23 protein-coding genes are annotated in these 25,274 nt (G+C 66.7%); 7 read left to right on the top strand and 16 right to left on the bottom strand.

Features of this window, described 5'->3' with window-relative positions; translation table 11 throughout:
• Window positions 1–85 precede the first annotated feature (85 nt).
• The gene (locus VQ042_RS03665; protein ID WP_331815685.1) at window positions 86–640 is read left to right on the top strand and encodes a DUF992 domain-containing protein; all 555 of its coding nucleotides are present in this window, start codon (window positions 86–88) and stop codon (window positions 638–640) included.
• Between the two features lie 83 nt (window positions 641–723).
• On the opposite strand, the gene VQ042_RS03660 is transcribed toward VQ042_RS03665, so the two are convergent.
• The 5 genes from VQ042_RS03660 to VQ042_RS03640 all read right to left on the bottom strand — a co-directional run bounded on the left by VQ042_RS03660 (window position 724) and on the right by VQ042_RS03640 (window position 4,833).
• Window positions 724–2,124, bottom strand: a complete 1,401-nt coding sequence (locus VQ042_RS03660) for an NAD(P)(+) transhydrogenase (Re/Si-specific) subunit beta (protein ID WP_331815682.1) — start codon at window positions 2,122–2,124, stop codon at window positions 724–726.
• A gap of 14 nt (window positions 2,125–2,138) precedes the next feature.
• Window positions 2,139–2,567, bottom strand: a complete 429-nt coding sequence (locus tag VQ042_RS03655) for a proton-translocating transhydrogenase family protein (protein ID WP_331815680.1) — start codon at window positions 2,565–2,567, stop codon at window positions 2,139–2,141.
• Window positions 2,567–3,775, bottom strand: coding sequence for a Re/Si-specific NAD(P)(+) transhydrogenase subunit alpha (locus VQ042_RS03650; RefSeq protein WP_331815677.1), 1,209 nt, complete (start codon window positions 3,773–3,775; stop codon window positions 2,567–2,569). Before VQ042_RS03650 ends, VQ042_RS03655 begins: the two co-directional genes overlap by 1 nt.
• 64 nt (window positions 3,776–3,839) lie before the next feature.
• Window positions 3,840–4,061 carry an aa3-type cytochrome c oxidase subunit IV gene (locus tag VQ042_RS03645; RefSeq protein WP_331815674.1) on the bottom strand — a complete coding sequence of 74 codons (222 nt, stop codon included), beginning with the start codon at window positions 4,059–4,061 and terminating at the stop codon, window positions 3,840–3,842.
• 208 nt (window positions 4,062–4,269) lie between these two features.
• The gene (locus VQ042_RS03640) at window positions 4,270–4,833 is read right to left on the bottom strand and encodes a type 1 glutamine amidotransferase domain-containing protein (protein WP_331815671.1); all 564 of its coding nucleotides are present in this window, start codon (window positions 4,831–4,833) and stop codon (window positions 4,270–4,272) included.
• A gap of 204 nt (window positions 4,834–5,037) precedes the next feature.
• Between VQ042_RS03640 and VQ042_RS03635 the strand changes: the two genes are divergently transcribed.
• The gene (locus VQ042_RS03635) at window positions 5,038–5,469 is read left to right on the top strand and encodes a hypothetical protein (RefSeq protein WP_331815668.1); all 432 of its coding nucleotides are present in this window, start codon (window positions 5,038–5,040) and stop codon (window positions 5,467–5,469) included.
• 25 nt (window positions 5,470–5,494) lie between these two features.
• Here the strand turns inward: VQ042_RS03635 and VQ042_RS03630 are convergent, their stop codons facing one another.
• Together VQ042_RS03630 and VQ042_RS03625 are read right to left on the bottom strand one after the other, a co-directional pair.
• Complete coding sequence (locus tag VQ042_RS03630) at window positions 5,495–6,043, bottom strand: regulatory protein RecX (RefSeq protein WP_331815665.1); 549 nt, start codon at window positions 6,041–6,043, stop codon at window positions 5,495–5,497.
• Window positions 6,044–6,125: 82 nt separating this feature from the next.
• On the bottom strand, window positions 6,126–9,584 hold the full coding sequence (locus tag VQ042_RS03625) for an indolepyruvate ferredoxin oxidoreductase family protein (protein ID WP_331815663.1): 3,459 nt from the start codon (window positions 9,582–9,584) through the stop codon (window positions 6,126–6,128).
• 372 nt (window positions 9,585–9,956) lie between these two features.
• Here VQ042_RS03625 and VQ042_RS03620 point away from each other — a divergent pair, with 372 nt between their 5' ends.
• The 3 genes from VQ042_RS03620 (at window position 9,957) to VQ042_RS03610 (ending at window position 13,676) form a co-directional block, all read left to right on the top strand.
• Entirely contained in the window at window positions 9,957–10,598 is a 642-nt protein-coding gene (locus VQ042_RS03620) for a TRAP transporter small permease subunit (protein WP_331815661.1), read from the top strand.
• Entirely contained in the window at window positions 10,595–12,556 is a 1,962-nt protein-coding gene (locus VQ042_RS03615) for a TRAP transporter large permease (protein WP_331815659.1), read from the top strand. Before VQ042_RS03620 ends, VQ042_RS03615 begins: the two co-directional genes overlap by 4 nt.
• A gap of 106 nt (window positions 12,557–12,662) precedes the next feature.
• Window positions 12,663–13,676 (top strand): DUF4424 family protein, encoded by a 1,014-nt coding sequence (locus tag VQ042_RS03610; protein ID WP_331815657.1) that lies wholly within the window; start codon window positions 12,663–12,665, stop codon window positions 13,674–13,676.
• A gap of 85 nt (window positions 13,677–13,761) precedes the next feature.
• On the opposite strand, the gene VQ042_RS03605 is transcribed toward VQ042_RS03610, so the two are convergent.
• The 7 genes from VQ042_RS03605 to VQ042_RS03575 form a co-directional block, all read right to left on the bottom strand.
• The gene (locus VQ042_RS03605) at window positions 13,762–14,466 is read right to left on the bottom strand and encodes a chromosome partitioning protein ParA (RefSeq protein WP_331815655.1); all 705 of its coding nucleotides are present in this window, start codon (window positions 14,464–14,466) and stop codon (window positions 13,762–13,764) included.
• A 150-nt stretch (window positions 14,467–14,616) separates the two neighbouring features.
• Window positions 14,617–15,738 (bottom strand): TRAP transporter substrate-binding protein, encoded by a 1,122-nt coding sequence (locus VQ042_RS03600; protein ID WP_331815652.1) that lies wholly within the window; start codon window positions 15,736–15,738, stop codon window positions 14,617–14,619.
• 231 nt (window positions 15,739–15,969) lie between these two features.
• Entirely contained in the window at window positions 15,970–17,088 is a 1,119-nt protein-coding gene (locus tag VQ042_RS03595; RefSeq protein WP_331815649.1) for a TRAP transporter substrate-binding protein, read from the bottom strand.
• Window positions 17,089–17,256: 168 nt separating this feature from the next.
• The gene (locus VQ042_RS03590; protein WP_331815647.1) at window positions 17,257–18,414 is read right to left on the bottom strand and encodes a winged helix-turn-helix domain-containing protein; all 1,158 of its coding nucleotides are present in this window, start codon (window positions 18,412–18,414) and stop codon (window positions 17,257–17,259) included.
• Between the two features lie 110 nt (window positions 18,415–18,524).
• Window positions 18,525–19,196: a spermidine synthase gene (locus tag VQ042_RS03585; RefSeq protein WP_331815645.1), complete on the bottom strand. Its 672-nt coding sequence runs from the start codon at window positions 19,194–19,196 to the stop codon at window positions 18,525–18,527.
• Window positions 19,197–19,279: 83 nt separating this feature from the next.
• Window positions 19,280–20,758 (bottom strand): protein adenylyltransferase SelO, encoded by a 1,479-nt coding sequence (locus tag VQ042_RS03580; RefSeq protein WP_331815643.1) that lies wholly within the window; start codon window positions 20,756–20,758, stop codon window positions 19,280–19,282.
• Window positions 20,759–21,023: 265 nt separating this feature from the next.
• Complete coding sequence (locus tag VQ042_RS03575) at window positions 21,024–22,130, bottom strand: TRAP transporter substrate-binding protein (RefSeq protein WP_331815640.1); 1,107 nt, start codon at window positions 22,128–22,130, stop codon at window positions 21,024–21,026.
• Between the two features lie 242 nt (window positions 22,131–22,372).
• Here VQ042_RS03575 and VQ042_RS03570 point away from each other — a divergent pair, with 242 nt between their 5' ends.
• Both VQ042_RS03570 and VQ042_RS03565 read left to right on the top strand, forming a co-directional pair.
• Window positions 22,373–23,140: a gamma-glutamyl-gamma-aminobutyrate hydrolase family protein gene (locus VQ042_RS03570; protein WP_331815637.1), complete on the top strand. Its 768-nt coding sequence runs from the start codon at window positions 22,373–22,375 to the stop codon at window positions 23,138–23,140.
• A complete protein-coding gene (locus VQ042_RS03565; RefSeq protein WP_331815634.1) occupies window positions 23,137–23,520 on the top strand; it encodes a thiol-disulfide oxidoreductase DCC family protein in 384 nt (127 codons plus the stop codon). Before VQ042_RS03570 ends, VQ042_RS03565 begins: the two co-directional genes overlap by 4 nt.
• Here the strand turns inward: VQ042_RS03565 and VQ042_RS03560 are convergent.
• Window positions 23,517–24,614: a nickel/cobalt transporter gene (locus tag VQ042_RS03560; RefSeq protein ID WP_331815631.1), complete on the bottom strand. Its 1,098-nt coding sequence runs from the start codon at window positions 24,612–24,614 to the stop codon at window positions 23,517–23,519. The two genes, VQ042_RS03565 and VQ042_RS03560, sit on opposite strands and share 4 nt — an antisense overlap.
• Window positions 24,596–25,267, bottom strand: a complete 672-nt coding sequence (locus VQ042_RS03555; RefSeq protein WP_331815628.1) for a DUF1007 family protein — start codon at window positions 25,265–25,267, stop codon at window positions 24,596–24,598. Before VQ042_RS03555 ends, VQ042_RS03560 begins: the two co-directional genes overlap by 19 nt.
• Window positions 25,268–25,274 lie beyond the last annotated feature (7 nt).

Below are 25,274 nucleotides of genomic sequence, written 5' to 3'. Positions count from 1 at the left end.
GAATGACATGATCCGTCACGGAACAGGAAGCTGCCTGCGCTGTTCTTCCCGGCGAACGGGACAGAACAATGCAAGGAATGCCTTCATGATCTCCAGAATCTCGAGCCTCGCCATCGCCGCTGCGCTCACCGCGGCGCCGTTCGCCGTGTCTTCGGCCCAGGCCGAAGTGAATGCCGGCGTCCTCGGCTGCCACAGCGACGGCGCAACGGGCTTTATCATCGGTTCCTCCGAGAAACTCGTCTGCGAGTTCACGCCCGCCGATAACGGCCCCGTGGAACTTTATGCAGCCACCCTCGACACCTTCGGCCTCGATGTGGGCGTGACCGGACGCACCGTCATGACCTGGGCGGTCGTCACGGCCGACGGTTTTGCCTATCAGCCAAACGGTCTGGCCGGCACCTATGTCGGCGCCACGGTCGATGCCTCGGCCATTGTCGGCGGCGGTGCCAACGTGCTCGTCGGCGGCTCGCAGGACAGCTACTCCCTGCAGCCGATCAGCATCCAGGCCCAGGAAGGCATCAACGCCGCCATCGGCGTGTCGAAGTTCACCCTGACGCCCGCCGAGCCTGTCGTTACCGCACCCGCCACCGTTGCGGTCCCGGCCGTGCCGGCGGGTCCCGGCGAAGTTCGCCCGAAGTAAGCAATCACAACCCGATCGTTGAACGAGAAAGGCCCTGCCGGCATCCCGGCAGGGCCTTTCCTATGGTGCAGGATGGCGCGACATCAGTCGTTCAGCGACTTGACGATGTCCTCGACCATCTTCTTGGCGTCCGAGAACAACATCATCGTGTTGTCCTTGTAGAACAGCGTGTTGTCGATGCCAGCATAGCCGGAGCCGAGCGAGCGCTTGATGAACAGGCAGGTCTGCGCCTGGTCGACGTTCAGGATCGGCATGCCGTAGATCGGCGAGGCCTTGTCGTCGCGCGCGGCCGGGTTGGTCACGTCGTTGGCGCCGATGACGAAGGCGACGTCAGTCTGGGAAAACTCCGAATTGATGTCCTCCAGTTCGAAGACGTCGTCATACGGCACGTTGGCCTCGGCCAGCAGCACGTTCATGTGCCCCGGCATGCGGCCCGCGACCGGATGGATGGCGTATTTCACTTCGACGCCCTCAGCCTTGAGCTTGTCGGCCATCTCGCGCAGCGCATGCTGGGCCTGAGCCACCGCCATGCCGTAGCCCGGGACGATGATGACCCGGCCGGCATTCTTCATCAGATAGGCCGCGTCCTCGGCCGAGCCCTGCTTGACCGTGCGGTCGCCCAGATCGTCTGCCCCGGCCGGCCCGCTCTCGCCGCCGAAGCCGCCGAGAATCACCGAGATGAACGACCGGTTCATGCCCTTGCACATGATGTAGGACAGGATCGCGCCGGACGAGCCGACAAGCGCGCCGGTGATGATCAGCGCCAGGTTCTGCAGCGTGAAGCCGATGCCCGCCGCGGCCCACCCCGAATAGGAGTTGAGCATCGACACGACGACCGGCATGTCCGCACCGCCGATCGGCACGATCAGCAGGACGCCCAGCGCCAGCGCGACCAGCACGATGAGCCAGAACATCAGGTGGCTCTCGGTCACGGCGAAGCCGATGACGAGCAGCACCATGATCACGCCGAGCGCGATGTTGATGAGGTGGCGCGACGGCAGCATGATCGGCTTGCCGCTCATCCGTCCGTCGAGCTTGAGGAAGGCGATGATGGAGCCGGTGAAGGTGATGGCGCCGATGGCCACGCCGATCGACATCTCGACCAGTGCCTGGCCGTGGATGTTGCCCACCGTGCCGATGCCGATGGCTTCCGGTGCATAGAGTGCCGCGGCGGCGACCATCACGGCGGCAAGACCGACCAGCGAGTGGAAGGCAGCAACGAGCTGCGGCATGGCCGTCATCGGGATGCGCTTGGCGACGATCGCGCCGCCGGCGCCGCCGATGGCGATGCCGAGCACGATCAGCACCAGGCTGCCGAAGGACGGCCCGGCCAGGAGCAGCGTGGTGACGATGGCGATAGCCATGCCGACCATGCCGAACATGTTGCCCTGACGGCTGGTCGTCGGGTGGGAGAGACCTCGCAGCGCGAGGATGAACAGGACCCCCGAGACGAGGTACAGGAAGGCGGCGAAATTCTCTGTCATCGGTCGCTACCGCCTCACTTTTCTTTTTTCTTGTACATCGCCAGCATGCGCTGGGTGACGAGGAAGCCACCGAAGATGTTCACGGATGCGAGAATCAGTGCGATGAAGCCGAAGGTCGTCGCGATGCCCGAAGCAGAGATGCCGACGGCAAGGATCGCGCCGACGATGATCACCGAGGAGATGGCGTTGGTCACCGACATCAGCGGCGTGTGCAGCGCCGGGGTTACCGACCAGACGACATAGTAGCCGACGAAGATCGCCAGCACGAAGATCGCCAGGTGGAACACGAAGGGATCGATGCCGGAGACGGCATGGCCCACGGCGCCTGCCGTCTCGCCATAGCCTTCGCCGAGCATGCGTTCGACGCCGGTGCGCGCGTCGCGGATCGCGCCGCCTGCCTCGTTGAGACGCTGCAGCGTCTGGCGAGCAATATCGTCTTCCATTACGCCTCTCCCCCTTCGGTCTTCTCTGCGGCCTCGGCGACCGGTGCGGCCGGCGTCTCGGCGGCGGCGAAGTTCGGATGCACGACCTTGCCATCGCGGGTCAGTAGCGTCGCCTGCACCAGCTGGTCATCGAAGTCGATCTTCAGGGCCTTGCTCTCCTTGTCGATCATCGTCTCCAGGAAGGTCGCAAGGTTCTTGGCGTAGAGCAGCGAGGCACTCGCCGCGATGCGTCCAGGCACGTTGAGATGGCCGATGATCTTGGCCGGGCCGACCTGAGCGACGGTGCCGGCTTCCGCACCCTCGACATTGCCGCCACGCTCCACCGCAAGATCGACGACGATCGATCCCGGCTTCATCGACTCCACCATTGCCTTGGTGACGAGCCGCGGTGCCGGGCGCCCCGGGATCAGCGCGGTGGTGATGACCACGTCCTGCTTGGAAATGTGCGACGCGACGAGATCGGCCTGCTTGGCCTGATACTCCTTCGACATCTCCTTGGCGTAGCCGCCGGCGGTCTCGGCCGCCTTGAACTCGTCGTCCTCGACGGCGATGAACTTGCCGCCCAGGGATTCGACCTGTTCTTTGGCCGCCGGCCGCACGTCGGTCGCCGTGACGATGGCGCCGAGCCGCTTGGCGGTGGCGATGGCCTGCAGACCGGCGACGCCGGCGCCCATGACGAAAACGCGCGCGGCCGGGACCGTGCCCGCCGCGGTCATCATCATCGGGAAGGCCCGGTCGAACTCGGCGGCCGCATCGATGACCGCCTGATAGCCCGCCAGATTGGCCTGGGAGGACAGGATATCCATCGACTGGGCGCGGGTGATGCGCGGCATGAATTCCATGGCGAAGGCGAGAATTCCGGCCTCGGCCATGGCCTTGACCTCGTCGTCACGGCCATAGGGATCCATCGCGGCAATGACCACCGCACCGCTCTTGTAGGTTTTCAGCTCTTCGCCCGATGGGCGGCGGACCTTCAGCACAACATCGGCATCGCCGGCGTCAGTCGCCGAACCGATCGTGGCCCCGGCGGCCTCGAAGGCTGCGTCGGTGATACGCGAATCCGCGCCCGCGCCGGTTTCCACGATGACTGTGGCGCCCAGACCGGTGAGCTTCTTCACCGTGTCGGGCGAGGCTGCGACGCGGGGCTCCCCGGCCTCGCGCTCTTTTGGCACGAACAGTTTCAACGCGTAGGCCTCCCGGAATTGCATTCAGTCATGGGGTGGCCGGAGCGCGGATCGCACTACCGGCACACCCTGGGTCGCGGCGTTCGTGTCAGGCGACGAAATAGGCGATCGCGAGAATGATCACGAAGGTGCCGATGCCGCCTAGAAAACCGCCGCCGGCCATCAGGCCCACCAGCATGCCAAGCACGATCGCGATGACGGCAATCGAGCCCCATTTGGTGGCGGTGAGAAACCCGCTGTAGGTCCTCTCGTGCTCGGGATAATCCATGTCGGCGGGGTTGTTGATATCGTAAGTCGGCAGGCCAGCCATCGAGATTCTCCTGATCGTCAATCGATCGGCACATACACGATCTGGCCATAATGTGGCAATGCCGACCGCAATCCAGCATGCGGCTGACCTCCTGGCAGGTGCAGAGGTCCGAGTGGGGCTCGGCGCCAGTAAGGTCGGTGCAAACGCAAATGGCCGGCGTTCAGGGACGCCGGCCATTCGCACTCGGCATGTTTCCGCCGGTTGGAGCTCAGGCGACCTTGCGATCCTCGTGGCGACCTTCTTCCACTTCCTCGATGATCTTGGCGATGAAGGCCGGAAGGTCGTCCGGGTTGCGCGAGGTGATCAGCGCCTCGTGCACGACGACTTCCTGGTCGAGCCAGTTTCCGCCGGCGTTCTTCACGTCGGTCTTGATCGAATTGTAGGAGGTGATGTCGCGGCCACGCACGACATCCGCTTCGATCAGCAGCCAGGGGGCGTGGCAGATCGCGGCAAGCGGCTTGTTGGAATTGAAGAACTCGCGCACGAAGCTGACCACCTTCGGATCGGCACGCAGCACATCCGGGTTGATCTGGCCGCCCGGCAGCACCAGCGCGTCGTAATCGGTCACGCGCACGTCCGAAAGCTGCCTGTCGACAGGGATTTCCTTGTCCCAGTGACCCTGGTCCCAGCCCTTGATGGTGCCGGATTTCGGCGAGATCACATGCACCTCGGCTCCGGCTTCCTTCAGTTTGGCCAGCGGTTCGGTCAGTTCAACCTGCTCGAAGCCGTCGGTGGCGAGTATGGCGATCTTGGCGCACTTGATGCTAGGCATGGTGTCGTCCTCTAGATTTCAGCGGGGTGTGGCTCGGCCACCCGGAAGAGCGGCTGCAGCGTGGCTCGGCAATGTGTGACGTGTCCCCATTCAAACGGGCCCTTGGGCCCCCAGTTCCTTTATCAGGCGCGCAGATCCTGTCCGGTGCGTTGAAAATCGTCGAACGCGGCTTGGCGCGCAGGGCGAGTTGACGATAACTCGTGGATGATCGGGGCCGATGTGCAGGCGTGGCTGGCCCCCGAACACGGCACGATCAGGGGGCCGGTAGTGCGCTTTTCCGATCTCTCGCTGGTCCTGCAGATCGTCGCGGGACTGGCTTCGCTCTGGGTCAGCTTTGCCTTCGTCGCCGTCTGCGTCATCAACATTGTGGAGGTACGGCGACGGCCGACGGCGTTGCCACGGGCGGTGCGCACGATCCTGTCGCTCGCGCCGATCTGGCTGCTCGCCCAGGGCTATATCGCCGCATTGGCCAAATGGTTCACGATCCGCAACGAGATCAGCCTGGTTGCGATCGGCGAACTCGTCCTGGCACTGACGCCGGGCGTGAATGTCTTCTACGGATGGAACTGGCTGGTCGACATCCTGTGGTTCAACGGCAAGCTGCTCGCCGCGATCTTCGGCGGCAGTTTCGGCTGACGAAACCGCAGCACGGGCCGCCCGCTCAATCCTGATCGGGCTCGCCGTCGATCGCCGCAGCTGCATCGGCGAAGCCGAAACCCGCCCGCACCATCGCCGCCACGTCGCGGTCGCGCCGCTCGGCGCGGTTGCGCAGGCGGTACGGGCCGAGCCGCCGGCGCTTGGCATAGGCCAGTGCCGCCTGCCGGTCACTGGTCTCGTCGGCCGCCAGGAGTTCCTCCACCAGATCCCGCTCGACGCCCTTTTCCGACAGCTTTGCCGCGACCATGCGCGTCGATGTCCCCCGCCGCCGCAGGCTGAGCACCCGCGCCTCGCCATAGGCGCGGTCGTCGACCAGCTTGAGTTCGACGAAGCGCGCGACGATCTCGTCGATCAGTTCGGCAAAGCTGCCGGCATCCTCGCCGCGGGCATGGGCCCGTCGCATCACCTTGCGCTCCAGGACCCGGCGCAGATTTGCGGTCGACGAGGAATAACGCTCCAGATAATGCGCCGCCGCCCGAAACAGCCATTCGCGTGTGATCGGCTTCGGCGGCCTCGGCTGGTCACTGGCGGGGTCGTCCCGGTGCAAAATCATGCGGCTTTCTATAGCATCGGACCAAGGATCGGAATCGTTCTTCTCCAGGCACGAGGCAGAGGCTCCGTCAGCTGGAGCTCGATTATTCCGCCGCCTCCGCCATCCGTCCCGCTCCGTCGAACGCCGCCAGCGCCGCCTCGCGCTTGGCCGCTGCTTCTTCGGCGAAGCGGCGGCGCACCGGCCCGAAGCCCTTCAGCGTCTCCGGCCACCGGGCCAGCGCCACAGCGGCTTCGTGATTGGCCGGCGCGAGCTCGACGAGGATCCGATCGAGCGTCGCCTCGTATTGCGCCCGCTCCGCGCGCTCGGCCCGCCGTTCGGCGGTGCGCGCAAAGGGATCGAAGGCCGTGCCGCGCAGCCGCTTCATTGCCGCAAGCACCTTGAAGCCGGTCATCATCCACGGGCCGAATGCCCGCTTCCTCGCCCGCCCTTTCGGCCCCGTCTCGCCCAGGATCGGCGGCGCCAGATGGAATTCCAGCCGGTCATAGCCCGCAAAGCGATCGGCGATCTGCGCCTCGAAGCTGCCGTCGGTGTAGAGCCGCGCGACCTCGTATTCGTCCTTGACCGCCATCAGTCGGTAGAGCTGGCGCGCGACGGCATCGGTCAACTCGCTGCGGCCGGGCGCCACCTGCTGTTCGGCGGCGCGAACGGCGTCGACACGCTGGCGATAGCGCGCCGCGAACCCCGCATCCTGATACGCGGTCAGATCGGCGACTCGCCGCGCGATCGCCTCGTCGAGGCTTTCGGAGAGGCGGCGATGCTCGAGCCTCTGATCGCTCCCGTCCACGCTCGCGGACATGTTCGCCGGATCATGAGCGATGGCCCGGCCCCATTCGAACGCGGCCAGATTGGCCGCGACCGCGACGCCGTTCATCTCCAGCGCCTTGCGGATCGATGCCCGAGAAACCGGCAGCGCGCCCGTCTGGAAGGCCAGCCCGAGCATCAGCATGTTGGCGAAGATCGCGTCTCCGAACAGCGTCACGGCCAGTTGTTCCGCGTCGACCGCATGCAGGTGACCGTCTCCCGCGGCCTCCCCCAGCGCGGAGATCAGGCGCCGCGTCGGGAAGGAGAAGTCGACATTGCGGGTGAACTCGCCCGACAGGGTCTCGTGCGTGTTCACGACGACCTCGGTTCGGCCGGTCGCGATGGTGGCGCGCACCCTGGCCGAGGCGGCGGTCACCATGTCGCAGCCGATGATGAGGCGGGCATCGCCCGCCGCAATGCGGATCGACTTGAGATCCGCCGGCGTCTGCGCAATGCGCACGTGGCTCATCACCGCGCCTCCCTTCTGGGCAAGGCCGGCCATGTCGATGATCCCGGCGCCGCGGCCGTCGAGATGCGCGGCCATGCCGATGATCGCCCCGATCGTCACGACGCCGGTGCCGCCGACGCCGGTGATGACGATCCCCACCGGCCGGTCGAGATCGCCGACCGCCGGCTCGGGCGCTGCGGGTGCCTCGCCACCGCGGCGCGCACCCTTCTTCAGTTCACCCCCATGCACCGTGACGAACGAGGGGCAGAAACCTTCCAGGCAGGAGAAATCCTTGTTGCAGGCCGACTGGTCGATCTGGCGCTTGCGGCCGAACTCGGTTTCAACCGCAGTGACGGCCACGCAGTTCGACTGGACGCCGCAATCGCCGCAGCCCTCGCAGACCCGCTCGTTGATGACGACACGCCGGTCGGGGTCGGGGAACTTGCCGCGCTTGCGGCGGCGCCGCTTCTCGGCCGCGCAGGTCTGGTCGTAGATCAGCACGGTCAGCCCCTCGACCTCGGACAGGTCGCGCTGCACCGTGTCGAGTTCCGAGCGGTGGTGGATCGTCACCCCGGCCGGCAGTCGCGAATTGCCGCGATGCTTGTCCGGCTCGTCGGAGACAATGGCGATCCGCTTGGCGCCCTCGCCGGCCACCTGCGCGGCGATCGCCGGCACCGTCAGCCCGCCCTCATGGGCCTGGCCACCGGTCATGGCCACGGCGTCGTTGTAGAGGATCTTGTAGGTGACGTTGGCGCCCGAGGCCGCCGCCGCCCGCAGCGCCAGCGCGCCGGAATGATTGTAGGTCCCATCGCCGAGATTCTGGAAGACATGGCGCCGGGTCGAGAAATGATGCTCGCCGATCCAGTTGGCGCCCTCGCCGCCCATCTGGGTGTAGCCCTCGGTGGACCGGTCCATGGCCTGCGCCATGAAATGGCAGCCGATCCCCGCATAGGCGCGGGCGCCCTCAGGCACATGGGTGGACGAGCTGTGCGGACAGCCGGCGCAGAAATACGGCGTGCGCAGGGCGATCTCGGGCGCCGCGGCCGTGCGCCCGCACAGCGCTTCCAGGCTCGCCAGGCGGGCCGACAGCGCTTCGTCGGGGCGTGCTTCGACAAGCCGCCGGCCAATCGCCACGGCGATGTCGTTGGCGTCGAGCGAGGCCTTGGGCGTGAACAGCGTCCGGCCCGTCTCGTCCGCCTTGCCGACCACCGTCGGTGCGTTGGCCCTGCCGTAGAGAATTTCCTTCACCTGGTTCTCGACCAGGCCGCGCTTCTCCTCCACCACGATGATCCGGTCGAGCCCGTCTGCGAAGTGGCGCACGAAGTCGGGGTCGAGCGGCCATGGCAGCGCCACCTTGCCCAGGCGCAGGCCGAGATCGGCCGCCGCCACCTCGTCGATGCCCAGGCTTGCCAACGCCTGCCCCACGTCGAGCCAGGACTTGCCGAGCGACAGGATGCCAGTCTTTGCCCCGCGTCCTCCCGAGTGGGCGATCCGGTCGAAGCGGTTGGCCGCGATGAAGGCCCGCGCCGCAGGCAGGCGAAAATCGTGCAGCATCGCCTCTTGTTCGAGCGGATGCGCTGCCCGGCGAATGTTGAGCCCGCCCGGCGGCATGTCGATCTCGGGATATTCGAAGCGCAGACCGGCCGGATCCGTATGGATCGTGGCGGTCGATTCGATGTTGTCCTTGACGCATTTCATCGCCGTCCACAGGCCAGAAAAGCGCGACAGGGCAAACGCAGCCAGGCCGTAGTCAAGGATTTCCTGCACGCCCGCCGGGTTGAAGATCGGGATCATGGCGTCGACGAAGGCGAACTCCGACTGGTGCGCCGTCGTCGAGGATTCGCAGGTATGGTCGTCGCCCATCAGCGCCAGCACGCCACCATGCCGAGAGGTGCCCGACAGATTGGCGTGGCGGAAGGCATCGCCGGACCGGTCGACGCCGGGTCCCTTGCCGTACCAGATGCCGAAGACGCCGTCGTGGCGCCCCTCGCCGCGGATCTCGGCCTGTTGCGCGCCCCAGAGCGCCGTTGCCGCCAGGTCCTCGTTCAGCGCCGGCTCGAAGACGATGCCGCTCTTGCCGAGCACCGGCCTGGCCCGGGCGAATTGCTGGTCGAGCCCGCCCAGCGGCGAGCCGCGATAGCCGGTGACATAGCCGGCCGTGTCCAGTCCGGCCTGCCGGTCGCGCGCCGCCTGCATCAGCGCCAGTCGGACGATCGCCTGGCTCCCCGACAGGAAGACGTCGCAGACGCCGAGATCGTATTTGTCGTCGAGTGAAACGGTGCGGGTCGTCATGGCGCGATGTCCTCCCTGGCCGGCGCGCCGACGAAGGATGGTCGGTGCGCTCCAAGCATTCTGCCTTGCTTACTGTTTTGCAGGCCGGACCTCCCGGCGTCAAAGCCTTTCGGGACCGCTGCGATCCGCGAGGGGCTCCGGTGGCCGGAATGCCAGAAGCCTGTTGAATCCGTACGCTATCACCGATTGCCGCTCTTGCGCTGTCTCCGGATTTTCCTTAACGACGAGCGAATTTCCAGGCACCGGGCAGGGCATTCGGCGACTACGCGCATCAGCGGTATCGCCCGCCGAGTTCGTCGCAGGGACACAGGGCGAACCGGGCCGCACAGCAACTTCACGGCGCGCCAGAGCACCATGGGGAGATCCGGCCGGATGTCAGCTCTTCTATCCTTTTCGCGCGGGATCGACCGCGTCACGACCTTCATCGGTCGCAGCGTTTCCTGGCTCGTCCTGCTGGTCGTGCTGGTCAGCGCCGGCAACGCGATCATCCGCAAGCTCTTCGACATCTCCTCCAATGCATGGCTCGAACTGCAATGGTACCTGTTCGGCGCCATCTTCATGCTCGCCGCGGCCTGGACGCTCCTGAAGAACGAGCACATCCGCGTCGACATCGTCTCGAACGTCCTGTCGAAACGCACCCGCGACTGGATCGACTTCATCGGCCACCTCGTCGCACTGCTGCCCTTCACGGGGCTGATGATCTGGCTGCTCTCCCCCTACGTGCTGCAGTCCTTCTCCCGCGGCGAATATTCGCCCAATGCCGGTGGCCTGATCCTGTGGCCGGCCAAGGCGCTGCTGCTTGCCGGCTTCATCCTTCTGTTCCTGCAGGGCGTGTCGGAGCTGATCAAGCGCGGCGCGATCCTGTTCGGCGGCATGGAGGACACCACCCCGATGGCGTCCGCCCATCCCGAAGCCCCCGAACTTGCAGCCCTCGCCCCCGACCATCCGGAAGGCGGGGCCGAACCTCCACCCCATGACGACGTCCGTACCGGCGGTTCGGGAGCTATCCGATGATCGAGTTCATCGCCCACAATCTGGCGCCGATCATGTTCGGCTCGCTGGTGATCTTCCTGCTGCTCGGCTATCCGGTGGCGTTCTCGCTGGCCGCCAACGGATTGCTGTTCTTCATCATCGGCGTCGAACTCGCGCCGCTGTCGCCGGACATTAACCTCTTCTGGCCGCTGCTCGGCGCCCTGCCCGACCGCTTCTTCGGCGGGGTCATGGCCAACGAGACGCTGCTGGCGATCCCCTTCTTCACCTTCATGGGGCTGATCCTGGAACGCTCCGGCATGGCGGAGGACCTGCTCGACACGATCGGCCAGCTCTTCGGCCCGCTGCGCGGCGGCCTCGCCTATGCGGTGATCTTCGTCGGTGCCCTGCTCGCAGCCACCACCGGCGTCGTCGCCGCGTCGGTCATTGCCATGGGCCTGATCTCGCTGCCGATCATGCTGCGCTACGGCTATGATCGCCAACTCGCCAGCGGCGTCATCGTCGCGTCGGGCACGCTGGCGCAGATCATCCCGCCTTCGCTGGTGCTCATCGTGCTCGCCGACCAGCTCGGCCGTTCCGTCGGCGACATGTATTCGGGCGCCCTCGTCCCCGCGCTGGTGCTGACCGGGCTCTATGTCGGCTATGTCTTTATCCTGACCATGCTGCGCCCCAACGTGGCGCCCGCTTTGCCGCCGGAGGCCCGCACGCTCGGCCGCGGCGTTACTTCGCTGGCGATCGCGGCGGCGGCAGCGGTCGTGATCGCCTATGCGACGACCCAGTATCTCGAGAGCCGTGTCGCCAACGGCGCCGGCATCTGGGGCGCAACGGTCGCCGTGCTGGTGGTCTACGTGGTGGCCATCCTCAACAAAGCGCTCAAGCTGCCGCTGATGTCCTATCTGACCCAGCAGGTGATCATCGTCCTGATCCCGCCGTTGGCGCTGATCTTCCTCGTCCTTGGCACCATCTTCCTCGGCGTCGCCACGCCGACCGAGGGTGGCGCGATGGGCGCGGTCGGCGCGCTGGTGCTGGCCTTTGGCAAGCGCAAGCTGAACCTCTCCCTGATGACCCAGGCGATGGAGTCGACGACTAAGCTGTCGGCCTTCGTCCTGTTCATCCTGATCGGGGCGCGCGTCTTCTCGCTGACCTTCTACGGCGTCAACGGCCATATCTGGGTCGAGGAACTGCTGACCTCAGTGCCCGGCGGCGAGACCGGCTTCCTGATCGTCGTCAACATCCTCGTCTTCTTCCTGGCGTTCTTCCTCGACTTCTTCGAGCTCGCCTTCATCATCGTGCCGCTGCTGGCACCGGCCGCCGACAAGCTGGGGATCGACCTGATCTGGTTCGGCGTGCTCCTCGGCCTGAACATGCAGACCTCGTTCATGCATCCGCCCTTCGGCTTTGCACTGTTCTATCTGCGTTCGGTGGCGGCTCGCGTGCCCTATCTCGACCGCATCACCGGCAAGCGCATGGAGCCGATCACCACGGGCCAGATCTACTGGGGCGCGGTGCCGTTCGTCTGCATCCAGGTGCTCATGGTCGCCCTGACGATCATGTTCCCGCAGATGGTGATGCGCTACAAGACCGAGGTGCCGCAGATGGATCCGTCCGAGATCCGGTTGCAGATGCCGTCCTTCGACGGTGGCCTCGGCCTGCCGCCGCTCGGCGGTGCGTCGGGCACCGGCCAGCAGAACAATCCGCTTGGGCTGCCGCCGCTGGGCTTGCCCCCGATCGGCGAACCCGGCGCACCGGCGGGCGGCCAGCCGGCTCCGGCGCCTTCAAACACAACGACGCCGGGCCAGCCGCCTTCCGCCGCGCAGCCGGCCTTCGGCCTGCCGCCGCTCGACTTCAACGCCGCCCCCGGCGGTCAGGCGCCCGCCACCGGCGCGGCGCCCGCAAACCCGGCGGCAGAGCCCGCGTCACCCCCCGCTCCGGCGGGCCAGCCTGCGCCTGTCGACCTGTCGCAGCCACCCACGATCCAGTAGGCCGGCGGCGCGCGGAGATTCTCCTCGCGCGCCGCCCCAGGCGGCTACCGGCTGCTTCGGGAACGCGTTAGTCTCCGTTTCCGACGACGGACCAGGGGACAGGCACGTGGCGAGATTTCGATACCGGACCGCGGCGGCAGCTGCCCTCGTCACCCTGGCCTTGATGGGCGGCGCCACGGCCAACGACACCACCGCCAATCTCGCGGCGGGCGGGCTCGTCTTCCAGGCCACCGATGCCATCGAGATGCGGCGCGAGGAGCTGTTCCTTTCTCAAGACCGCGTGTCCGTCCGCTACGAATTCGTCAACGCCGGCAGCGACCCGGTGAGCACCATCGTCGCATTCCCGATGCCCGACATCCGGATCAATCCCTATGGCGGGGACGTCGCCATTCCCTCCGGCGACCCCGACAACCCGCTGGCCTTTTCCACCAGGGTCGACGGCGCAGCGGTGACGATGGACCTCGAGCAGAAGGTGCTGGTCGACGACCGCGACGTGACGGCGACCATGCAGCGCCTGCGCCTGCCCTTCGCGCCCCAGGCGGACGCCGCGCGACGGGCCCTCGATGCCCTGCCGCCGGAGGACCGAAAGACCGTCCTCGACGGCGGCATCGCGGTCGAGGAAAGCTACGACGCCGGTCAGGGCTGGGAAACGCATCTCGTGCCCGACTGGTCGCTTCGCGCCACCTATCACTGGAACCAGACCTTCGCCCCGGGCACCACCATCGTCGAGCACGACTATGCGCCTTCGGTCGGCGGCAGCGTTGGCACCATGCTTGGCCAGTCCTGGGCCGACCCGGATGAGCTTGCCCGCATGCGTCAGCGCTACTGCATCGAGGACGATTTCATGGCGACCGTCGAGCGGCGCACGCGGGCAGCCGGGCCGGACACCCTGCCCTTCCAGGAACGGTGGATCGACTACATCCTCGTCACCGGCGGCAATTGGGCAAAGCCCATCGGCGACTTCAACATGGTGATCGACAAGGGCGCGCCGGAAAACCTCGTCAGCTTCTGTGCCAGCGGCGTGAAGAAGATCGCCCCGACGCGCTTCGAGGTCCGCAAGCGCGACTACACGCCGCGCGAGGATCTGCATGTGCTGATCCTCGTGCCGGCCGGCGGCTGACCGCTATCCTGCCGCTCACGCCGAAAGGCCCCGCGCGCTGAAACGCCGGGGCCTTCTGCTCCGGTGGCAGGGTTGCGAGTTGCCCTCAGGCGGCGTCGCGCATGTCGGCTTCGGCGGCCGGGGCTTCCGGCAGATCCGCGACGCGGCCCAGAATGCCGATCTCGTAGGCCAGCGACGCGGCCTCGGCACGGGCGCGGTCGAGGCCCGGCGCCACTTCGTCCGGCAGCGTGAAGATCGTGCCGCCATGCAGGAACGGCGCCTCGTAGGCGGCGCGCTGGACGAGACCGATCCGCAGGCGGCGGGTTTCGCTGGTGCCGATGATCGCCTCGACGCTGCGTGCCACGCGGCTCGGGATCGCCGTCACGGCACTCGCCACGAAGCAGCGGTCGCGACCCTTGCGGCCGGTGCCGGTGTCCGCGGTCAGCAACTGGTCGGTCAGCAGCGCCGAATAGGCCGACAGCGGCGAAAAGCGCACCGGTATCAGCGCATGGTCGGCGAGCCGGGCACAAAGGCCGATCATCTCCGCCTCGTCGCCCGCATCGATGATCGCCGCATCGCCGCGACGGCGCGCCGCGCGCACCAGCTGCTCGATGACGACCGGATCGTTGGTCCGCTCCACCGTCACCTTCGCTGGCAGGCCGGCCTGTGCCCAGGCGGCGAGGTCGCCGTCGCGGGCCGCATCGATGACCACGACGGGGATCTCCGCGGCTGCGGCGACACCGGCCAGTGTCATGGCAAGAGTGGAGGTACCGGACGTCTTGAGTGAGCCGATGGAGATGACAGGGATCATGGGGAAAGCCTCGTAGCGAAACGCAAGGCGATCATCATGCCGACATGGTTAACACGCGGTTAACACACACCGCTCGGCTTAATCATTCGGAAAGAAAAGGGCCCGGAGCGTCTCCGCACCGGGCCCGTCGATCGTGCGTCAGGATGCCGATCAGTTGCCCTGCGGCACCAGCGCGCCTTCGCGCTGCTTGATCATCATGAAGGTGTCGAAGGTGTATTCCGCGACCTGCTGCCACAGATAAGTATCGTTGCGATATGCAACCATCGAATCGTAGATCTTCTTGAAGGCCGGGTTGCTGCCGTTGATCTCGGCATAGACCTCCTGCGTGGCGTCGAAGCTCGCCTGCATGATCTCCTGGCTGAACGGGCGCAGCTGCGCGCCGCTCTGGACCAGCGTTTTCAGCGCAGTCGGGTTCTTGAAGTCGTACTCCGCCAGCATCTCGAGCGTGACGGCGCGCGATGCCGTCGCAAGCAGGCTCTTGTACGCATCCGGCAACTGGTCGTACTCGGCCTTGTTGGTGAAGAAGCACAGCGCCAGGCTGCCCTCCCACCAGCCGGGATAATAGTAGAACGGCGCGACCTTGTAGAAGCCGAGCTTCTCGTCGTCATAGGGTCCGATCCATTCGGCCGCGTCGATCACGCCCTTTTCCAGCGACGGATAGATGTCGCCGCCGGCGATCTGCTGCGGCACCACGCCGAGCTTCTGCAGCGCCTGGCCGGCAAGACCCGCAATGCGCATCTTCAGGCCGTCGAGGTCCTGGACCGTGTTGATCTCCTTGCGGAACCAGCCGCCCATCTGGGTGCCGGTGTTGCCGCCCGGCAGATACTGCAGGCCTTCGGTGTTGAAGAACCCGTTCAGGAGGTCGATCCCGCCGCCATAGTACAGCCAGGCATGCAGGCCGCGCGCATTCAGCGTGAAGGGCACGGTGGCGCCGAGCGCATAGGTCGGGTTCTTGCCAACGTAATAGTAGGACGCGGTGTGGCACATCTGGACGGTGCCGTCGGTCACCGCGTCGGCCGCCTGCAGACCCGGCACGAGTTCGCCGGCGGCGAAGACCTGGATGTCGAAATTGCCGTCCGTCGCCTCGCGCACGAACTTCGCCATGTCCTCGGCGCCGCCGTAGATCGTGTCGAGCGATTTGGGGAAGGACGAGGTGCAGCGCCACTGCACCTTCGGCATCGACTGGGCGATGGCAGGGGCGGCGAGCGTGCCGGCGCCGGCAACGCCGAGGGCACCGACGGTGGTATTCCTGATGAACTTACGGCGATCCATGCTGAACAAGACCTCTGAATGCGTCACGGGAGCGAGCGCCCGGCGCTGGGGTACGAACGTCTGGCCCCTGGCCAGCGCGATCCGCCGTCAGTGCCAGCACAGCAGTTCCGCCGGCGCGGACCGGCGGAACATCACATTCGATCGTCGGCCGGCCGCAGCATGTGCCGCGGCCGGCCGACGATCAAAACCTGCAAACCGCGCGGCCTGGGCAGGCAGCGCGCAACCTTCCGATCAGAGAGCGCCTTCGCGCTGCTTGACCATCATGAAGGTGTCGAAGGTGTATTCGGAGATCTGCGCCCAGAGATAGGCATCGCGCTTGAAGGCATTCTGGCTCTCCAGAAGCTTGCGATAGTCCTCGTTGTCGGCCGAGATCTCCTGATGCAGTTCCTGCGCCGCCGCGAAGCTCGCCTGCATGATCTCCTGGCTGAACGGACGAAGCTGCGCGCCGCCTTCGGCGAGCCGCTTCAGGGCCAGGGGATTGCGGTAGTCGTAGCTGGCCAGCATCGAACAGTTCACCGCACGGCTGGCGGCGTTCAGCATCGCCTTGTAGCTGTCCGGCAGGCTGTTCCACTTGTCGGCGTTGACCATCAGGTGCAGCGCCGCGCCGCCTTCCCACCACGCCGGATAGTAGTAATACGGCGCGACCCGGAAGAAGCCGAGCTTCTCGTCGTCATACGGTCCGACGAACTCGACCGCGTCGAGCGTGCCCCGCTCCAACGCGGCATAGATGTCGCCCGCCGCGATCTGCTGGGGCACGACGCCGAGCTTCTCGACGACGCGGCCGGCCAGGCCTGCGATGCGCAGCTTCAGGCCCTTCAGGTCGTCGGGCGTGTTGATTTCCTTGCGGTACCAGCCACCCATCTGCGCGCCGGTATTGCCGGCCGGCATCGCGTGGATACCGCTCTTGGCGTAGAATTCGTTCAGGAGCTCGGTGCCACCGCCCTCGTAGAACCAGGCGTTCTGCTGGCGCGCGTTCAGCCCGAACGGCACGGCCGTGCCGAAGGCGAAGGCGGGGTCCTTGCCGACATAATAGTAGGAGGCCGTATGGCCGAGCTCGACCGTGCCGCCCTGCACCGCGTCGAGCACCTGGCCGCCCGGCACGATCTCGCCGGCGGCGAACAGCTGGATGTCGAACTGTCCGTCGCTGATCTCGCGCACATGGTTGGCCAGCGCCTCGGCGGCCCCGTAGAGCGTGTCCAGCGACTTCGGGAATGACGAGGTCATGCGCCACTGGATTCTCGGGCGCTCCTGGGCGATCGCCGGTGCAGCGAGGCTGGTGGCGCCGAGGCCGACGGCACCGGCGCCGATCGCGCCTTTGGCCGCGCCGCCGATGAATTTGCGTCTGTCCATGAGATGCCTCCCCGAATGCAAGGCGCCGCCTCGCGGGCGGCGTGTTTTTGCGCCGACCAGGTCCTCCCGTCGGCAAGTGCGCGGGATCGTAAGCATCGGAGTTCAAAAGGCAAGCGGATCGTAACGGCCATCCGGCCGCGTCGCCACCTGCGCACGGATGGTCGGTCCTCAGCGCTGCAGCTGGAACGCCTCGAAGCGATGCAGTGCCTCTTCCACCGGCTGCTTGTGACGCGATGCTTCGCCCTCGCCCGCCCAGGTCCACTGCTGGGTGACGAGCTTGCCGGCCGTGCGGTCGGTCTTCAGGTCGATGGCGGCAACGATGCGATCGCCGACGAGCACCGGCAGGGCGAAATAGCCCAGGATTCGCTTGTCCTTCGGAACGTAGGCCTCGAAGCGGTGCTCGTAGTCGAAGAACAACGCGAGGCGCCGGCGCTGGATGATCAGCGGGTCGAAGGGCGACAGCACGTGGACGATCGGCGCGTCCGCCTGGGGAATCGCGTCCAGCACCTGCGGCTCGGCCCAGTGCTCGACCTTGCCGGCATCCTCGACCGCCACCGGCACCAGGCGCTTGCCCCGAACCCTTGCCTCGATCAGCTCGCGGAGCGCCGGCTTGCGGGCCGCGGCGAGATGACAGATCGAATCCAGGCTGACCAGCCCCTGCGCCCGCAACGACCGGTCCAGCATGTAGTGGGCGACCTGCCGCTCGCTGGCCGGGCGCGGCCGACGCTCCCAGCCGAAATGCCGGTCCATCAGCTCGTAGCTCTTCAGCATGCCAGTGCGCTCGCTGACCGTCAGGGCGCCGGTATAAAAGGCCAGTTGCAGCGCCCGCTTCGATGGCTTGCGACTTGCCCATGCGTGATCCTTCTCGACCAGCACGTCGTCCTCGATGTCGCGGATCGACAGCGGGCCTTCCTCGCGGATGAGGGTGAGGACCTTCTTCAGGTCGGCGGCGGTGACCCGGTCGAACCAACGCGCAGGTGCCTCCCGGTGGCGCTTCATCTCGGGCAGGAAGAAACGGATGTCGCGGGTCGGCACATAAGCCAGCGCATGCGTCCAGTATTCGAAGACGCGTCTGTCGACGCTCTGCGCCTGGTGCAGGTCGGTTCGCCGATAATCGGGGATCCGGCTCCAGAGGATATGGTGGTGGCAGCGCTCGATCACATGGATCGTGTCGATCTGCACATAGCCCAGATGCTCGACCGCGGCGCACGTCGCCTCCGGTCCGCCGCCGAAGGGCGCAGCCGCGTCGAGCCGCTGGGCGCGCAGCCAGATGCGCCGCGCTTCGGCCTTGGTCAGATGCACGGGTGATCGGGAGGCTGGCGGCATGGCGGCGAGCGGTCTCTCGTCAGGCAGTGTCGGGAATGGAAAGCTCGGTCCTTTGCGAATGCATCATCTGCAGCACCGTTCCCTCCCGCGGACACCCGATATCCGGGCGATCAGGAGCGGGTGGCAAGCCAGATGACGTGGCGGGCGCCGCGCTTCTTCTGCCGTGCCCGCACCTTCACCTCCTCGACCGCAAAGCCGGTCCGCTGCAGCCGCGTGGTGAAGCGGCTGTCCGGGGCCGACGACCAGACCGCCAGAACGCCACCGGGCCGCAGGGCCGCATAGGTCTGCGCCAGCCCCTTCACGTCGTAGAGCCGGTCGTTCTCCCGGCGCGTCAGCCCTTCCGGACCATTGTCCACGTCGAGGAGAATGGCATCAAATGCTCCCTGCCGCGCTGCAACCTGCTCGCCGATGTCGCCGTGTGCGATCGACACCCGCGGATCGTCCAGGCAGCCGGCAAACAGTTCGGCCATCGGACCGCGCGCCCATTCGACCACCGCCGGCACCAGCTCTGAAACCGTCACGCGAACCTTCGGCCCCGCGATGGCCAGCGCCGCGCGCAGGGTGAACCCCATGCCGAGCCCACCCACCAGCACATGCGCTTCGGGCCGGTCGGCGATCCGCTCCTGCGCCAGGCTTGCCAGCGCTTCCTCCGACCCGCTGAGCCGGCTGTTCATCAGCTCGATCGTACCGGCCATGATGGAGTATTCGGCGCCACGGCGCGACAGCTTCAGTTCGCCGCCGCCCGGCACTTCGGCCGTATCGAGATGTTCCCAGGGGATCATGCGTCACTCTTCGTTCGGGCAGCCGGCCTTCCGGACCGCCGCACCGGCGCTAGCACAGGGCAGCCATTGGGCGAAAGCCGGAGTCAGGTGCCGCAGAATGTCTGCGTGACCCGCTCCTCGGCGCGCGGCGCGTCGGCGAAGGCGGCGTGTTCGGGCTGGTCGTCATAGGGGCGGGCCAGCACCGCCAGCAACGCCTCGAAAGGCGCGAAATCCTGATGCTCGACCGCCGCGACGATCGCCGCCTCCACCCGGTGGTTGCGGGGGATGAAGGCTGGGTTGACCCGGCGCATGGCGGCGCTCCGTTCCCCGGCAGGCTCTCCCTCCTCGGCCAGCCGGGCGCGCCAGCGCTGAGCCCATGCGTCGAAGGCGGACGGATCGGCGAAAAGGCTGCGTACTTTTGCGTCCCCGGCCTCACCGTCTGCGGCGTCGCAAAGACGCCGGAAGGTCAGGGTGAAGTCCGCCGATTGGGCGGCCATCCGGTCCAGGAGGTCCTGCGCCAATTCCAGGTCCCCGTCGCGCGCCTCTGCCAGCCCGAGCTTCGCCCGCAGACCCGCGAGATAGGCAGCATTGAACCGGTCGGAGAAGCCGGACAGGGCTTCTCGCGCCTTGGCGATCGCCGCCTCCTCGTCAGAGTCGATCAGCGTCAGCAGCGTCTCCGCCAGACGCGTCAGGTTCCACAGGGCGATGCCCGGCTGGTTGGCATAGGCGTAGCGTCCCTGCCGGTCGATGGCGCTGAACACGGTGGAGGGGTGATAGGCGTCGAGAAAGGCGCAGGGGCCGTAATCGATGGTCTCGCCGGAGATCGCCATGTTGTCGGTGTTCATCACGCCATGGATGAAGCCGAGATTGAGCCAGCGCGCCACCAGTTCGGCCTGGCGGGCGACGACGCCCCCGATCAGGGCAAGATACGGATTGTCGGCCGCGGCCGCGTCGGGATAGTGGCGGGCGATCGCATGGGCGCTCAGTGCTCGCAAGGCCGCCTCGTCGCCCTGCGCCGCGAAATACTGGAAGGTGCCGACGCGGATGTGGCTCGACGCCACCCGGGTCAGGACCGCGCCGGGCAGGAGCGTGTCCCGGTAGACGGCCTCGCCGGTCGTGACCGCGGCAAGCGCCCGCGTCGTCGGAACGCCGAGCGCCGCCATGGCTTCGCTCACGATGTATTCCCGCATCACCGGACCGAGCGCCGCACGCCCGTCGCCGCCGCGCGAAAACGGCGTTCGTCCTGCGCCCTTCAGCTGCAGGTCACGCCGGCGACCGGCCCGATCCACCACTTCCCCGAGCAGGATCGCCCGACCATCGCCCAACTGCGGCACGAAATGGCCGAACTGATGCCCGGCATAGGCCATGGCAATCGGCTCCGCCCCCTCGGGAAGCCGCTTGCCGGCCAGCATCTCGACCCCCTCGGGGCTCTCCAGCATGTCGGCGTCGATGCCGAGGTCCGCAGCGAGGGCGCGATTGACCTTGATGAGTTCCGGCTCATCGACGATCGCCGGCGCGACCTGCGCAAAGAAGCCGGCGGGCAGCCGTGCATAGCTGTTGTCGAAGGGTATCTGCGCGCTCACGGAGCCGCTCCGTTGTCTGGACGAGCCGGCACCGGCGGCGGCCGCATGGGTCGTTGCGGCACGCATCACCTGTCGCCGGTCACAAGATGGCGCGCCGGCGATCCGCCAAGGACCAGCCCGCGCCTTGCCCAGACATGGCGTTCTCGCCCGCCGATTTCCAGCGGCTGCCTCGTGCGCGCCGACTGTCTGCTTCCGGTACGTCCCTGCCACAATGGAGGCAGGCCCGGCTGTCCCCCCGGGCCCGCTGCTGTCGGAACGCCTGACGCTACATCGTGCCGTTGCGCTGCTGGATCATCATGAAGGTGTCGAATGTGTATTCGCTGAGCTGGGCCCAGAGGAAGGCATCCTTCTTGAAGGCCAACTGGTTCTCGTAGATCTCCTTGAACTTCGGGTTCTCGGCGGAAATCTCGGCATAGGTCTCCTTGGACGCGTTATAGGCCGCCTGCAGGATTTCCTGGCTGAACGGACGCAGCTGCGCGCCCTGCTGCACCAGGCTCTTGATCGCCGCCGGATTCTTGTAGTCGTAGGAGGCCGTCATGTCGCAATTGGCCGCCTGGCATGCGGCGCGCACGATCTCCTGATAGTGTTTGGGCAGACCGTTCCACTTTTCCAGGTTAATCATGGTGTGCAGCGCTGGCCCGCCTTCCCACCAGCCGGGATAATAGTAGAAAGGCGCGACCTTCACGAAACCGAGCTTCTCGTCGTCATAGGGGCCGATCCATTCGGCCGCGTCGATGACGCCCTTTTCCAGCGATGGGTAGATGTCTCCGGCGGCGATCTGCTGGGGCACCACCCCGAGCTTCTCGATGATCTTGCCACCCATGCCGCCGATCCGCATCTTCATGCCCTTGAGATCGTCGAGCGTGTTGATCTCCTTGCGGTACCAGCCGCCCATCTGGACGCCCGTATTGCCGCAGGGCAGTCCGTACAGCCCCTCGGTCTCGAAGAATTCGTTCATCAGCCGGTTGCCGTCGCCGTAATAGAGCCAGGCGTTGGTCTGGCGGGCGTTGAGGCCGAAGGGCACCGCGGTCGCCAGCGCGTAGACCGGGTTCTTGCCCCAGTAATAATAGGACGCCGTGTGGCACATCTCGGTGGTGCCGGAGGCGGCGGCGTCCGCCGCCTGCAGTCCGGGCACGATCTCGCCCGATGCGAAGACCTGCACGTCGAACTTGCCGTCGGATGCCCCCTTGATGGAGCGCGCCATGGTTTCGGCGGCGCCGTAGATCGTATCGAGCGACTTGGGGAAGGACGAGGTGCAGCGCCAGGTGAGCTGCGGGCTTTCCTGGGCAATGGCCGGTGCCGCGAGCGTCGACGCTGCGGCTGCGCCAAGGCCGGCGCCGCCAGCCTGCTTGATGAATGATCGGCGGTCCATTCGTATCCTCTCCTTATTGTTCGCACGCGGAATAATTCGGAAAAATCCCAAGTCGAGATGCCCATAGACACCATTTTTCTCGATATTTACTGATTATCTTACTGCAAGGAAGAGCGAAAGAACCGGTGCTGCCGCCGCAGGATCCGAGCCCTCAGCGCTTGGCGCCCTGCGACGGCGCGGCCATTCGACAATCACGCGTTCCCACCCTATCTGGCGGGAAACCTCGCAGCCGAAGGCCATCCATGACCGCCTCCCCCCTCGTCGCCGTGCCCGCCGACGTCCGCAGTTTCGAGAACTACGACTGGCACGCGACGCCGGACACCTATCTCAAGGCCCTGATCCGGGTCGCGGGCGCGACGCCGGTGATCATCCCGGCGCTCTCGATGGAATTCGACATCGACGCGCTTCTCGGCCGCGTCGATGGCCTGCTGATGACCGGTTCGGCGTCGAACGTGCATCCCGACCGCTACGGCGTGCCGCCGAGCCGGGCCCATGAGCCCTTCGACCCTGATCGCGACCGGCTGACCGAGGCGATGATCCGCGGCGCCCTCGCGGCGGGCGTGCCGATGCTGTGTGTGTGCCGCGGCCATCAGGAGCTGAATGTCGCGCTGGGCGGCACGCTGGCGACGGAGGTCCAGGAGATGGACGGCCGCATGGATCATCGGGCGACGCCCAACAAGGACCAGGGGGAGCGCTACGCCACGCGCCACGCCGTGAGGGTGGCGCCAGGCGGCGTGCTTGCCGGGATCGTAGGCAACGACGAGATCCAGGTGAACTCGCTGCATCGCCAGGCGATCGACCGACTGGCGGAGGGTCTGGTCGTCGAGGCGAGCGCGGCGGACGGCACCATCGAGGCGGTGTCGGTCGAGGGTGCCAAGGCCTTCGCGCTCGGCGTCCAGTGGCACCCCGAATACTGGGCCGAAACCGACGCGACATCCGGCGCAATATTCAGGGCGTTCGGCGACGCCTGCCGGGCCCATGCGGCGCAGCGCAGCGCTGCGGCCCGATGAGCGACCTGACCGTCTGGTACGATGGCGGTTGTCCGCTCTGTCGCCGCGAGATCGCGCTGATGCAGCGGCTCGACACGGCGCAGGCGATCCGGTTCGTGGATGTCGATTCCGAGGGCGCCGATTGCCCGATCGACCGCGGCGCGCTGCTGGCGCGGTTCCATGCCCGCGAGGACGGCCACGTGCTCTCGGGCGCAGCCGCCTTCGCCGCCATGTGGCGGGCGATCCCCCGCCTGCGGCCATTGGGACTGGCCGCCCGCAACCGGTTCGTCCTGTGGGCGCTCGAGCGGCTGTATCGGCAGTTCCTGCGCATCAGGCCGCGCCTGCAGGCTCTGGCGAGGCGGAGAGAGGCGTCGCCCGACCTGTCAAACGGCCAGGCTTAGACGGTCTGCAGTGCGCCGCCGAGCAGCAGCAGCCCGACCACCATCAGGAACAGCGCACCGGCGATTTCGAGGCCGGCGCCGATCAGGCGGCCGCGCGAGCCGCCCCCGCCAAGGCGCAGCGCCGTGCCCTTGGCGAAGACCGCAAGGCAGGCGATGGCGGAAACGGTGATCGCGGTGCCGAGCGCCATGGCGAAGACCGACAGGATACCGCCGAGATACAGCCCGTTGACCAGTGCGAAGGTCAGGACGACGATCGCGCCCGAACACGGCCGCAGGCCCACCGCGACGACCGCCGACACGGCGGAGCCGAATGTCATTCGCTCGCTCAGCGCCTGCGGGTCTGGCATGTGGGAACGCCCGCAACCGCAGCTTTCCGCATCATCCGTGCAGACCTCCGCCGCGAACCCTCCCGATGCGGGCCGCATCAGCGGCTTCGCATAGGCTTCGGCCCGATCCGGCGACGCAAAGGCGAGGCCGCCGGCGGTGGCGCCGCGTCCGGCGGATCCGAACCGGGCCGCCGGTGCGAAAGCGAGGCCGCCACCGAAGGGCCGCATCCCCCGCGCGAGCCGGACCAGCTTGCGGACGAGGAGCCAGGCCCCGAACCCGGCGATCAGCCCATAGGAGGCAATCTCCAGAACATCGGTCGCGTCGGTCATCGAGACCGCTGTGCCGCGCAGCAGATACCAGCCTGCCCCGACGACGACGATCGCCGACAGCGCCTGCACCAGAGATGACGCAAAGGACAGGACGATGCCCCGGCGCAGCTGCACTTCGTTGGCCAGCATGTAGGCGGAGATCACCGCCTTGCCGTGGCCCGGTCCCGCAGCATGGAAGACGCCGTAGACGAAGGACAATCCGACGAGGAAGGGCAGCGCAGCGCCATCGCTCTTCAGCGCGACCAGCGCCTGCCGGAGCGAGGTGAAGAACTGGCGCTGATAGACCGCGATCTCGATGAACAGGGCGCCAAGAAAACCACCCGAGGGCTGCGCAGTCACCTCAGCGCTGCCGATTCCGAGCGAGGATTTGGCCAGCGCCGGCTCAACCGCCATGGCGGCGAGGAGGATCGCTGCAAGGATCAGCTGGCGGCTGCGCACGACACCTCCACCCGCGTTGCCAGAGCCTGGGAATAATTCACGCCGTCGTCCGGGATCGTCTCGTCGGGGCCGAGGCCGGCGACCGAATCCATCCACTGCTTGGCCGCCTCGTCCTCATCCGGCACCACCAGGTTTTTCGCGCAGGTGTCCGGCATGTCGATCATCAGGAAATCCGCCTGACTCTCGAAGATGAAGGCGACGAAGAAGGTCTCGTCGAAATTGGAAACCGTGAGCTTGGACCGGGCGAGATCGACCGCTTCGCCGGCCGGCATCTCGAAGAACATCAGCAGCTGGCCGTTCTCCCACAGGGTGCGGATCTCGTTCGGCGGCGACATTTCCACCGTCTTTCCGTCGGCCTGGACGAAGGTGTAGAAATTCCACTCGGCAATCGATTCCCTGACGACCGAACCGACTTCCACGAGCTCGGAATCGTCGAGCTGGCCATTGGCGTTGGCGTCGAAATCGACGAGCACGGACGACGAGAACAGCTCGTCCATGCGCCAGATATTGCGAATTGCGGCCAGTTGACCATCGGGCGCACCGACGATCTCGACCTTGGCCTCGGCGAACACATGCGGATGGGCTGCCGCAGCCCCCGGTGCCAGTGTGGCGGCCATCACTGCCAGCGCAGCGGCCAAGCCTCGGTCAATCATCGCCATC

Source organism: Aurantimonas sp. A2-1-M11, from assembly GCF_036549475.1.
GTDB lineage: Bacteria > Pseudomonadota > Alphaproteobacteria > Rhizobiales > Rhizobiaceae > Aurantimonas.
Note: the sequence above shows the minus strand (reverse complement) of the source record. Positions and strands in the feature narration are given on the sequence as shown.